This is a genomic window from Agromyces salentinus (assembly GCF_009749395.1).
Taxonomy (GTDB): domain Bacteria; phylum Actinomycetota; class Actinomycetes; order Actinomycetales; family Microbacteriaceae; genus Agromyces; species Agromyces salentinus.
Window position 1 is genome coordinate 300,489 of sequence record NZ_WBIR01000006.1, and the last position, 11,489, is coordinate 311,977.

General features: G+C 72.4%; 12 protein-coding genes. 3 read left to right on the forward strand and 9 right to left on the reverse strand.

Translation table 11 applies throughout. The features are described from left to right. Positions 1 to 19 precede the first annotated feature (19 nt). The 4 genes from GQQ95_RS08565 to GQQ95_RS08580 form a co-directional block, all read right to left on the reverse strand. Positions 20 to 1,474: a dihydrolipoamide acetyltransferase family protein gene (locus tag GQQ95_RS08565; protein WP_157427227.1), complete on the reverse strand. Its 1,455-nt coding sequence runs from the start codon at positions 1,472 to 1,474 to the stop codon at positions 20 to 22. A gap of 58 nt (positions 1,475 to 1,532) precedes the next feature. Further along, entirely contained in the window at positions 1,533 to 2,492 is a 960-nt protein-coding gene (locus GQQ95_RS08570) for an alpha-ketoacid dehydrogenase subunit beta (RefSeq protein WP_246205320.1), read from the reverse strand. Positions 2,493 to 2,629: 137 nt separating this feature from the next. Continuing rightward, on the reverse strand, positions 2,630 to 3,763 hold the full coding sequence (locus tag GQQ95_RS08575; protein ID WP_425482564.1) for a thiamine pyrophosphate-dependent dehydrogenase E1 component subunit alpha: 1,134 nt from the start codon (positions 3,761 to 3,763) through the stop codon (positions 2,630 to 2,632). 16 nt (positions 3,764 to 3,779) lie between these two features. Next, entirely contained in the window at positions 3,780 to 4,889 is a 1,110-nt protein-coding gene (locus GQQ95_RS08580) for a histidinol-phosphate transaminase (protein ID WP_157427229.1), read from the reverse strand. Between the two features lie 54 nt (positions 4,890 to 4,943). Here GQQ95_RS08580 and GQQ95_RS08585 point away from each other — a divergent pair, with 54 nt between their 5' ends. Continuing rightward, on the forward strand, positions 4,944 to 5,327 hold the full coding sequence (locus GQQ95_RS08585; RefSeq protein WP_157427230.1) for a phage holin family protein: 384 nt from the start codon (positions 4,944 to 4,946) through the stop codon (positions 5,325 to 5,327). A gap of 65 nt (positions 5,328 to 5,392) precedes the next feature. Here the strand turns inward: GQQ95_RS08585 and GQQ95_RS08590 are convergent, their stop codons facing one another. The 3 genes from GQQ95_RS08590 to GQQ95_RS08600 form a co-directional block, all read right to left on the reverse strand. Continuing rightward, positions 5,393 to 6,886: a hypothetical protein gene (locus GQQ95_RS08590; protein WP_157427231.1), complete on the reverse strand. Its 1,494-nt coding sequence runs from the start codon at positions 6,884 to 6,886 to the stop codon at positions 5,393 to 5,395. Beyond that, the gene (locus GQQ95_RS08595; RefSeq protein ID WP_157427232.1) at positions 6,883 to 7,227 is read right to left on the reverse strand and encodes a hypothetical protein; all 345 of its coding nucleotides are present in this window, start codon (positions 7,225 to 7,227) and stop codon (positions 6,883 to 6,885) included. Before GQQ95_RS08595 ends, GQQ95_RS08590 begins: the two co-directional genes overlap by 4 nt. A gap of 146 nt (positions 7,228 to 7,373) precedes the next feature. Continuing rightward, positions 7,374 to 8,297 carry an aminoglycoside phosphotransferase family protein gene (locus GQQ95_RS08600; protein WP_157427233.1) on the reverse strand — a complete coding sequence of 308 codons (924 nt, stop codon included), beginning with the start codon at positions 8,295 to 8,297 and terminating at the stop codon, positions 7,374 to 7,376. A gap of 89 nt (positions 8,298 to 8,386) precedes the next feature. Here GQQ95_RS08600 and GQQ95_RS08605 point away from each other — a divergent pair, with 89 nt between their 5' ends. Together GQQ95_RS08605 and purB are read left to right on the forward strand one after the other, a co-directional pair. Further along, positions 8,387 to 8,914 (forward strand): low molecular weight protein-tyrosine-phosphatase, encoded by a 528-nt coding sequence (locus GQQ95_RS08605; RefSeq protein ID WP_157427234.1) that lies wholly within the window; start codon positions 8,387 to 8,389, stop codon positions 8,912 to 8,914. Beyond that, complete coding sequence (purB, locus tag GQQ95_RS08610; protein WP_157427235.1) at positions 8,911 to 10,293, forward strand: adenylosuccinate lyase; 1,383 nt, start codon at positions 8,911 to 8,913, stop codon at positions 10,291 to 10,293. The genes GQQ95_RS08605 and purB overlap by 4 nt, the downstream gene beginning before the upstream one ends. Positions 10,294 to 10,362: 69 nt before the next feature. On the opposite strand, the gene GQQ95_RS08615 is transcribed toward purB, so the two are convergent. Beyond that, positions 10,363 to 10,692 (reverse strand): hypothetical protein, encoded by a 330-nt coding sequence (locus tag GQQ95_RS08615; RefSeq protein ID WP_157427236.1) that lies wholly within the window; start codon positions 10,690 to 10,692, stop codon positions 10,363 to 10,365. Continuing rightward, positions 10,689 to 11,288: a hypothetical protein gene (locus GQQ95_RS08620; RefSeq protein ID WP_170297022.1), complete on the reverse strand. Its 600-nt coding sequence runs from the start codon at positions 11,286 to 11,288 to the stop codon at positions 10,689 to 10,691. The genes GQQ95_RS08615 and GQQ95_RS08620 overlap by 4 nt, the downstream gene beginning before the upstream one ends. Positions 11,289 to 11,489 lie beyond the last annotated feature (201 nt).

An 11,489-nucleotide genomic window follows, 5' to 3' on the forward strand; every position in this document is an offset into this window, starting at 1 on the left:
GCACGGCCGCGGAACCCCGCTACTCGAGCAGGAGCGCCGGCTCCTCGATGATCGAGGCGACGTCCGCCAGGAACCGGCTCGCGACGTCGCCGTCGACCACCCGGTGGTCGAACGAGGCGCCGATCGTCGTCACGTAGCGCGGCCGCACCTCGCCGTCGACGACCCAGGGCTTCTGCTTGATGGTGCCGAGCGCCACGATGGCGACCTCACCGGGGTTCAGGATCGGGGTGCCCGTGTCCATGCCGAAGACGCCGATGTTCGTCACGGTGATCGTGCCGTTCGCCATCTCGGCGGGTTGGGTCTTGCCCTCGCGTGCCGTCAGGGTGAGCTGCTCGAGGGCGGTCGCGAGCTCGACCATCGTCATCGCCTGCGCCTCCTTCACGTTCGGCACGATCAACCCGCGGGGCGTCGCCGCGGCGACGCCGAGGTTCACGTAGTGCTTCACGATGATCTCGGAGTCGGTCCACTGCGCGTTCACCGACGGGTTGCGGCGCACGGCCCAGATCATCGCCTTCGCCATGATGAGCAGGGGCGAGACCCGGACCCCGGTGAAGTCGGTCGAGGCCTTGAGCCGCTTGACGTACTCCATCGTGCGCGTCGCGTCGACGTCGACGAACACGCTCACGTGCGGGGCCTGGAACGCGCTCTGCACCATGGCCGAGGCGATCGCCTTGCGGACGCCCTTGACCGGGATCCGGTCTTCGCGGTCGGTCGGCAGCTCCGGCGTCTGGATGTTGCGGAAGACGCTGGCCTGGGTCGCCTCGCGGAGCACGTCGTCGCGGGTGATGTCGCCGATCGGCCCGGTCGGGGACACGCGCGAGAGCTCCACGCCGAGGTCCTTCGCGAGCTTCCGGATGGGCGGCTTCGCGATCACGGGCAGCGACGGCTCAGCGCGAGCCGGGGCGGATGCCGCGGCGGGGCGCTCGGGCACGGCGACCGGAGCCGGCGCCGGCGCGGCGTCGGCCAGGTGCTCGTGGGCACCACCGGGCGACGGATGCCGCTGCCGACGTCGCGTGCGCGACGGACCGGACGAGCCGTGGCCGACGAGCACGGCGCCGCCGCCCTCGGATGCGGCGGGCGCGTGCGACGCGACGGTGGCGGCGGGCTGCGGGGCGGAGGCGACGCCGGACGTCGCGGCCGCAGCAGCGGGCGCGGCCGGCGCCGCAGCGCCGTTCACGGCGTGGGCGGCGACCGGGCCTCCGGTCGGGGGAACGGCGGCGGGCGCGGACTGGTCGGCCGTCTGCACGACGAGGATCGGGGTGCCGACGTCGACGGTCGAGCCCTCCGGCACGAGGAGCTCGGTCACGACGCCCTCGAACGCGCTCGGCAGCTCGACGAGCGACTTCGCGGTCTCGATCTCGACGAACACCTGGTCGAGGGCGATGGCGTCACCGGGGGCGACGCGCCACTGCACGATCTCGGCCTCGGTGAGTCCTTCGCCGACATCGGGCAATGGGAACCGGATCTCAGTCATTCGTCCACCCTCGCAGTCGGTCTATGCCGTCGTCGTCATATCGGTCTCGTGTCGCGGCTCAGTACGCGAGCGCGCGATCGACGGCCTCGAGCACCCGGTCGGGGCTCGGCAGGTACTCGGTCTCGAGCGCGGCCGGCGGGAACGGCGTGTCGAAGCTCGAGACGCGCAGCACGGGCGCTTCGAGCGCGTAGAACGCGCGCTCGGCGACCGTCGCCGCGATCTCGGAGCCGACGCTCACCGAGCCGTACGCCTCCTGCGCCACGACGAGCCGGCCCGTGCGGTGCACCGACTCGAGCAGCGGTCCGTAGTCGATGGGGGAGAGCGAGCGCAGGTCGACGACCTCGAGGCTCGTGCCCTCGCCCGCCGCGATGTCGGCCGCCTGGAGCAGCGTCGAGATCATCGCGCCGTGGCCCACGACCGTGACATCCGTGCCGGAGCGGATGACCCGGCTCGCGTGCAGCGGCACCCCGGAGTGGTCGAGGTCGACCGGTCCCTTGGGCCAGTACCGGCTCTTGGGCTCGAAGAAGATCACCGGATCGTTCGAGGCGATGGCCTCCTGGATCATCCAGTACGCGTCGTGCGGGCTCGACGGGCTGACCACGCGCAGGCCCGGCGTGTGTGCGAAGTACGCCTCGGGGCTCTCCTGGTGGTGCTCGATCGAGCCGATGTGACCGCCGTACGGCACCCGGATCACGATCGGCATGGAGAGCGTTCCGTCGTGCCGGAGGGTCATGCGGGAGAGCTGCGTCGTGATCTGGTCGAACGCGGGGAAGATGAAGCCGTCGAACTGGATCTCGCAGACCGAGCGGTACCCGCGCATCGCGAGGCCGATGGCCGTGCCGACGATGCCGGACTCCGCGAGGGGCGTGTCGAGCACCCGGTGATCGCCGAATTCGGCCTGCAGCCCTTCGGTGACGCGGAACACGCCGCCGAGCGGGCCGATGTCCTCGCCCATGAGCAGGACCTTGTCGTCGGCGCGCAGCGCCTCGCGGAGGCCCGCGGTGATGGCCTTGGCCATCGAGAGCGTCTGGATGCCCTTCACGCCGGCCCGGCTGTCGGCGCCATCGGCGCCTGCCGCGGGGACGGGCACGGCCGCCTCGGGCGCCTCGGCCGGCTCGATCGCGCCGGCCTGCAACTGCTCCTCGATATCGGTGCTCATGCGGCGCCCCCCTCGAATCCGTTCTCGTACGCGTCGAGCCAGGCCGCCTGCTCCGCCATGAGCGGATGCGCCTCGCTGTACACGTGGGCGAAGATCTTCTCGCGCGTCGGCGCGGTCAACTCGAGGGCCCGCTTGCGGACGTCGCTCGCGACATCCGCCGCCTCCTCATCGACCGTGGCGAAGAACTCCGCGGATGCCCCGCGGGACTCGAGCCACGTGCGATACCGGGAGATCGGGTCGCGCTCGGCCCAGTAGGTCACCTCGTCGTCGGTGCGGTACTTGGTGGGGTCGTCCGCCGTCGTGTGCGCGCCCATGCGATAGGTCAGGGCCTCGATGAAGGTCGGCCCCTGGCCGGCGCGGGCCTCTTCGAGCGCGACCCGGCTGGCGGCGTAGCTGACCAGGACGTCGTTGCCGTCGATGCGCAGGCTCGGCATGCCGAAGCCGCCGCCGCGGAGGCCCAGCGGGCTGCGCGACTGGCGCGACACCGGCACCGAGATGGCCCACTGGTTGTTCTGGACGAAGAAGACCTGCGGGGTCTGGTAGCTCGAGGCGAACACGAGCGCCTCGCTCGCGTCGCCCTGCGACGTGGCCCCGTCGCCGTAGTACACCAGCACCGCGGCATCCGTCTCGGGGTCTCCCGTGCCGCAGGCGCCGTCGAAGCGGATGCCCATGGCGTAGCCCGTGGAGTGCAGCGTCTGCGACGCGAGCACGAGCGTGTAGAGGTGGAAGTTGCCGTTGTCGGCGGGGTTCCAGCCGCCGAGCGTCGCACCCCGGAGCAGCGCGAAGATGCGCACGGGGTCGAGTCCGCGGATCATGCCGACGACGTGCTCGCGATACGACGGGAAGATGTGGTCCTGCGGGCGCGCCGCGCGCGCCGAGCCGACCTGGGCGGCCTCCTGCCCGAGGCTCGGGACCCAGAGCGCGAGCTGGCCCTGCCGTTGCAGGTTGGCACCGGTGACGTCGATGCGACGCGACACCGTCATGTCCCGGTAGAACTGCTCGAGCACCTCGTCGCCGAGCGCCTCGATGATCGGGAGGTAGGCCTCGGCCTCAGGGCTCGGCCGAAGCTCGCCCTGGGGGGTCAGCAGTTGCACCGTCGGCGCGGTGAATTCTCGTTCCTGAGCGGCCACCGTTCCACGCTACCCGCTACTTCGGATGCCCTTCTTGTGAAGTCGGTACAAGCTCACCCAGAATCCCGAGGAGGATTTCGACAGAGGCTTCTTCGCCGACCGAGATCCGGATGCCCGAGGGCGGGAAAGCACGGGCGACCACGGATGCCTCGAACAACCGATCGGCCACGTGCACGGTGTGCTCACCGGTCGGCAGCCAGACGAAGTTTCCCTGCGCCTGGGGGATGGGCCAGCCCTGGGCGATGAGTCCGGCCCGGAGCCGATCGCGGCGCTCGGCGATGACGGACACGCGTTCGAGGAGCTCGGCCTCGGCCGCGGCCTCGAGCGAGGCGAGCGCCCCGGCCGAGGAGGCCGCGGTGACGCCCAGCGGGATGGCGGTCGCGCGCGCGGCGTCGAGGATCGCGACGGGCCCGATCGCGTACCCGACCCGGAGGCCGGCGAGGCCGTAGGCCTTCGAGAAGGTGCGCAGCAGCACGAGGTTCGGGTGGCGGCCGAGGAGCGTGCTGCCGTCGACGGCCTCGTCGTCGGTCACGAACTCGATGTAGGCCTCGTCGAGCAGCACGAGGCGGTCGGCGGGCACCCTCGCCATGAACGCCTCGAACTCGTCGGCCGTGACGATGACCCCCGTGGGGTTGTTCGGCGAGCACACGATGACGACGCGGGTGCGATCGGTGATGGCGTCGGCCATGGCGTCGAGGTCGTGCCCGTGATCGGGGCGGTTGGGGACCTGGACGCTCGTGGCCCCCGCGACGGTGACCAGACCGGGGTAGGCCTCGAAGGAGCGCCAGGAGTAGACGACCTCGTCGCCGGGGCCCGCCGCGGCGAGGACGAACTGCGCGATGAGCGACACCGAGCCGGCGCCCACGATGACCTCGTCGGCGGTGACGCCGAACCTGGCCGCGAGCCGCTCGCGGAGCGCGAGGGCGGTGGCGTCGGGATACCGGTTGATCGTCGAGGCCGCGGCTGCGACGGCCTCGACCACGCCCGGAAGGGGGTCGTGGGGGTTCTCGTTGCTCGAGAGCTTGAAGCCGTCGTCGGGGGCCGGTCGCCCCTGCCGGTACGGGGGGAGCGCGGCGATCTCGGGGCGCAAGCGGATTCCGGGCGCCGTCGACTCGGATGCAGTCATGAATGCCACCGTACCTTCTCGCCGAACCGCCGCCTTCGGTGGGAGAGTGGGTCCATGCGCTTCCTCGTCAAGGTCATCGTCATCGCCTTCGCCCTCTGGCTCACCACCCTGCTGGTCGGCGGGGTCTCGGTCGTGCCGTACGACGACACGGCATTCGGCACGGTGCTCACGTACCTGCTCGTCGCGGCGATCTTCGGGCTGGTCAACGCGATCGTCGGCACGTTCATCCGCATCGTCGCGTTCCCGCTCTACGTGCTCACGCTCGGCCTCATCTCCTTCATCGTGAACGGCCTCCTGCTGCTGATCGTCGACTGGATCAGCGACCTCATCGGCTTCGGCCTCCAGGTCGACAGCTTCTGGTGGGGCGTGCTCGGCGCGCTCGTGCTCGGCCTGTTCAGCTGGCTCATCGGCCTCGTGGTGCGCCCGAGCCGGGACTGACCTCATCCGGCAGGGCGGTGCACCGCTACTCACGGGATGCGCCACTACTCACGTGATGCGCGCCACTACTCACGTGATGCGCGCCACTGCGTGCGGTGGCCGCCCGCGCCGCCGGTGAAGTCCGTGACGGTGCGCCGGAAGGCGACGAGCCGATCCTCTTCGGAGCCGTCGATGAGGTCCGCGGTCTCCTGGTAGCGCACCAGGCGGTGCGCCGGGAGGAGCTCGCCGTCGTCCTGCCCCGGCTCGAGCACCGAACGGGAGACGACGAGGCGATCGGGCGACGGATGCCCCGCGCCGCCGGTGGCCGGCACGAGGTCTTCGGCGTGCTCGGCCGAGAGGAACGGCACGCCCGACCGGATCGGCGTGGCCGCGACCGGACCGCCGAGGCTGACGCCCGCGACCACGTTGAGCTCGGGGTCGGCCGCGAGGCCGGCCGCGATCACGCCCCCACCGGAATGCCCGACCGCGACCAGCGGGTCGCCGGGCGCCGCGCCCGCCTCGACGAGCGCGGCACGAACGGCGCGCTCGGCGCCCGCCGAGTCGATGCCGGCTCGCAGCGCGTCGAGTGCGACGTCGTCGGCGACTCCATGCACGTTCGAGGTCATGTCGAACGGCTCGCGTCCGGCCTCGAGGGTGAAGTCGACCGTGCCGCCCACGTAGACGATCCACCGGTGCTCGCCGTCGACGTCGTAGCGCTCGACGGTGATCTGCGCGCGGCCGTCGCTCGGCGGCACCCTCGCAGCGAGGTCGCCGACGCCGGTGGGCGCCGCGACCGGGCGCGAGCCTGCGGGGGGCGCCGCCTCGGAGGGGTGCCGGGCGCCGGGCACCGCCTCGATGCGGACGGGACCGTCGGCGAGCAGACCCCCGCCGACCCCGAGGGTGGACGCGATTCCGGCGGCACCGAGCAGCGTGGAAGCGCTCATCGGCGCCCCGATCGCGGCGCCGATGGAGCCGGCGGACGTTCCGAAGGCGGCAGTGAGCGCGAAGTCGTCCGCATGGTCGGCAGCCGTGCGCACGAGCCGGACGAACGCCGGATCGTTCAGCAGCGCCCGTCGCTCGCCGAGCCACCGGATGAGCGGGAGGTCGTTCCAGCGCGGTTCCGCCCCGAGGAGCCGGGCGATGCCGACGCCTGCCAGGACGAAGGGGAGCGCGACCGCTGCGAGCCCCAGGGTGCGGATGACGGCCCCTGGCGCCAGGGCACCGAGCGCGACCGCCGCAAGGCGACCGCCGGCGTCCCAGAGCGAGCTCACGAATCGCTCGGTCGCCCCGTACTGCTCGGCGGCCTCGAGGAGTCGGGCGCGCAGCCATTCGATCCGCTCGCGGGCCTCGGCCAGGGCGGCGCCGGCCGACCCGCCGACGGACGGGGAGAGTCGGTCGCCGTCGAGGCAGGCCGTTCTGACCCCTTCGAGGGCGTCGAGCCTGGCCGCGATGACCGCGAACCGCTCGATCCACTCGCTGGCGCTCGCCTCGGCGGCTCCGAGACGGCTCGCGTCGACGAAGAGCGTGTCGAGGGCGACGGTCGTGGACCCTCCGCCCGAGAGGGTCAGCGCGTCGCTCACGACGAGGGCCCCGCCGCGAGGACGGCGTTCTGCTCGTCGAGGCGGACCTCGAGCCGCCAGGCGAGCGAGGCGGCCTCCTGCGCGGCATCCGCGATGGTCGTCGCAGCGGCGACGAGTGCGAGGCGAGCGTCGGCGAGCGCGATGGCGTAGGCGTCACCGGCATCCGACCGCCACTGCGTCGGCTCGCAGGGCAGGTGCGAGTACGCGCCGGCGCTCACGTCATCGGCGAGTGCGCCGAGGTCGGCGGCGGCCTGACGGGCCACGTCGACATGCTCGGCGGTGACCGCGGCGCCGGTGGCCACGGCCCACAGGAGGTCGTCGTAGGCGGCGTCTCTGGACATGCGGCCAGTCTCGCCGCCGAGCGGGGCGCGCGAATCGCCACAGCCGCGCGACCGCGGGCGCCGGTCGGCCACGGTGCCTGTGGAGGACGGGCGGCACGCTCGCTCACGGAGGGCCGGCCCGAGAAGTCCGTGGGCAGCGTGGGTGGTCAGTCCTCGCCGAGCTCCTCCGCGACCACGCGCGCGAGCACGTCGGCCCCGAGACGTCCCAACGGGCTCGCCGCATCGAGCGTGTCGACGAGCATGGCGCCGAGGACCACCGCCCACCCGCGTGCCCGCTCCCAGGTCGCGTCGTCGACGTCGACGCGTGCCGCGAGCCGGGCGATGAAGGCGCCGCGCCCGCGCGGACCGAAGGTCAGCCAGGCGGTCGCGAGATCGGTGGCCGGGTCGCCCGACGTCAGGTCCCCGAAGTCGATCACGGCCGCGAGCCGCCCGTCCGCGTGCACCAGCAGGTTGCCCGGATGCAGGTCCCCGTGCACCCACACGGGCGGCCCCGCCCATTCGGATGCCGCGAGCGAGCGCTCCCAGACCCGCTCGAGCACCGCGGCGTCGCGCAGCCTCCCGCTCGCCAGGCGCGGCCGGACATCCCGGTCCCGCACCGTCAGCGGGACCCCGCGGTACGGGTTCGGCGGCGCCTCCGCCGGGGCCGGCACGGCCATCGCGGCGACGAACGCCGCGAGGCCCTCGGCGGTGGCATCCGAGTCATCCGCCGTCGAGCCGGCCGACGAGGCGTACGCGAGCGCCGAGACGCCGGGCAACCAGGGCACGATGCTCCAGGGCGACTCGTAGCCGAGCTCCGGCGCGGGCCGGCCGATCCGGAGCGGGACCGGCACGGGGATCGGCAGCCGGGCTGCGAGTTCCGGCAGCCAGCGCTGCTCGTTGCGCAGCAACCGCACGGCGATGCTCCGTCGCGGCATCCGCACCGCGAGGTCATCGCCGAGGCGGAACATGACGTTGTCCCAGCCGCTGTCGACACGACGGACCTCGCCGTCGAGGTCGGGATGCTGGCTGAGCACGAGCCGCGCGACCAGTTCGGCGTCGACGTGCAGATCCGCCTCGGGGGCGTCGCCCATGGTCGCCATCCTCTCGCCGGAGGCACACAGCGTAGCGCGGGCGAACTTGCGTGCTGCGGAGGAGCCGCATCGCCGCCACAATGGACTCCATGACGCGTGCGGATGCCGCTGGGGATTCGGCGCAGCCCTTCCGGGTGTCGTTCGTGTGCACCGGCAACATCTGCCGCTCGCCGATGGCCGAGGCCGTGCTGCGCTCGCTCGCCGAACGCGCGGGCCTCACGGACCGGATCGCGATCGAGTCCGCGGCGACCGGCGACTGGCATGTGGGGGAGCAGGCCGACCGTCGCACCCTCGCCGCCCTCGAGCGGGCCGGGTACGACGCGTCGAAGCACCGAGCCCGCCAGTTCGACGCGACGGACTTCTCGAAGCTCGACCTCGTGGTGGCGTTCGACCGCGGGCAGGCGCGGATCCTCCGCAACTGGGCGCCCTCCACGCTCGAGCAGCAGAACGTGCGACTGCTCCTCGAGTTCGACGCCGAACTGGCGCCCCTGCAGGATGTCCCCGACCCCTACTACTCGGATGCGGCGGCCTTCGATCGAGTTCTTGGGATGATAGAGCAGGCGACTCGGGCGCTCTTCCGCCAACTCGCTCCCGCTCTCAGACAAGGAACACGATGACCACGCTGCCTCCCCAGCCGCTCAGCCCGCTCGACGGACGGTACCGCTCGGCCGTCGGCACGCTCGGCGAGCACCTCTCCGAAGCCGGCCTCAACCGCGCCCGCGTGCACGTCGAGGTCGAGTGGCTCATCGCGCAGACCGATCGCGGCTTCTTCGGCACCTCGCCGCTGTCCGACGGCCAGAAGGCGTCGCTCCGCCGCGTCGTCACCGACTTCGGCCAGCCCGACATCGACGAGCTCGCCGCGCTCGAGGCCACGACCAGGCACGACGTCAAGGCGGTCGAGTACTACGTGCGCCGCCGTCTCGACGACCTCGGCCTCGACCACCTCGCCGAGCTCACGCACTTCGCGTGCACCAGCGAGGACATCAACAACCTCTCGTACGCGATCACCGTGCGCGATGCCGTGCAGCAGGTCTGGCTGCCGAAGTACCGCGCGGTCATCGGCACGATCGCCGACCTCGCCCGCGAGCACCGCAACGCGTCGATGCTCTCGCGCACGCACGGCCAGCCGGCGACCCCGACGACCATGGGCAAGGAGCTCGCGGTCTTCGCGCACCGCCTCACGCGCATCGCCGCCCAGGTCGAGGACACCGAGTACCTCGGCAAGTTCTCGGGCGCCACCGGCACGTTCTCCGCGCACGTCGTCGCGGCCCCGGATGTCGCGTGGCCCGACGTGTCCCGCGAGTTCGTCGAGTCGCTCGGCCTCGCGTGGAACCCCCTCACCACCCAGATCGAGTCGCACGACTGGCAGGCGGAGCTCTACGGCAAGGTCTCGCATGCGAACCGCGTCCTGCACAACCTCGCGACCGACATCTGGACCTACATCTCGCTCGGCATCTTCCGTCAGACTCCGGTGGCCGGCGCGACCGGCTCCTCGACGATGCCGCACAAGGTCAACCCGATCCGCTTCGAGAACGCCGAGGCGAACCTCGAGCTCTCGAGCGCCGTCCTCGACTCGCTCGCCGCCACGCTCGTGACCAGTCGCCTGCAGCGCGACCTCACCGACTCGAGCGCGCAGCGCAACATCGGCGTCGGCTTCGGGCACTCGATGCTCGCGCTCGACAACATCCAGCGCGGCCTCGGCGAGATCGACCTCGACCTCGCCGTGCTCGCAGCCGACCTCGACGGCAACTGGGAGGTGCTCGGCGAGGCGATCCAGACGGTGATCCGCGCCGAGGTCGCCGCCGGCCGGTCGAGCATCGCCGACCCGTACGCGCTGCTCAAGGAGCTCACGCGCGGCAAGCGCGTCGGCGCGGCCGAGCTCGCCGAGTTCGTCGAGGGCCTCGAGATCGGGGATGCCGCGAAGCAGCGCCTGCTCGCGCTCACGCCCCAGTCGTACACGGGCCTCGCGTCCGACCTGGTCGACCGGCTGGGCTGAGGCGCGGCGGGGCGCGGCGGGTCAGTGGCCTGTCGGGCCACTGGGCTGAGTCTCGTCGAGGCCGGCGGGTCAGTGACCCGTCGGGCCCTCGGGCCGGTCGGTGCCGAGGGCATCGTCGTCGGCACGACCGTCGCCGGCGGCATCCGTCGGCCCGGGCGTGCCGTCGATCTCGGCGCGCTCGTCGGCGTCGGGCTTGAACGTCATGGCGATCAGCGCGAGGACCATGAGCACGACGATGAAGACCCCGCCGGCGCCGATGGCGGCGAGCACGAGGTCGCGCGTCGCGAACAGGGCGACGCCGCCGACGAAGAGCGCGGCGATCACAGCGCCGCCGACGTACTCGGCAGGCCGCAGGAGTTCGCGGCGGGTCGGCTGGTAGTCGTCGTTGGGGTTGGTCACGAGTGCTGCTCCGATCCGGAGGCCTTGGCGTCGGCCGCCGCAGCCCACTTCGACGAGAATCCGCCGATGACGAGGTAGACGCCGAGGATCACGAGGTACGCCCCGATGAACCCGACCGCGGTGACGGTGTCGGGTGGCAGGAGCAGGAAGACGATGGCGAGGATGGCGGTGAACGCGCCCGCGGCGATCCAGTCGCGTGCGACCGACGTGCGGCCTCGGCTGCGGAGGCCGGCGTAGAGCTCGATGAAGCCCGTGACGGCCGCCCAGGTGCTCACGAGGAACAGCAGGAAGGGCAGTCCGCCGGGCACGGTGAGGGCCAGCAGACCGGCCGCGACGGTGACGACGGCGCTCACCGCGAAGAGTGAGCGGATGACGCGGTCGGTGACGAAGCGGAGCGAGAGCGCACCGACGACGAGGCCGGAGACGACCGCCCAGGCGCCGAACACCAGCAGGCCGAGGCCCGCCGAGTGGTCCTGCGAGAAGGTGATGGCGACCGCGGGCAGGAGTGCGAGGAGTCCGCGCACGACCGGAACGACCCAGTACTGGGCGCGCTCCGGGGCGGAATCGCGGGCGGTGGCCACGGCGACCTCTTTCACGTCGGAGGGGATACCGATCCATCCTACGCGTCGGCTCCCGCCGATCCTGTGAGCACGCAGGGGCTGACGGCCTGAGCGGCGGGGCGCGACCGGGCGCGCGCCCCGGCGCAACCCAGCGCAACCCAGCGCCTCCGGGCGCGACCGGGCGCGACCCAGCGCGACCCAGCGCGACCCAGCGCGACCGGGCGCGACCGGGCGCGG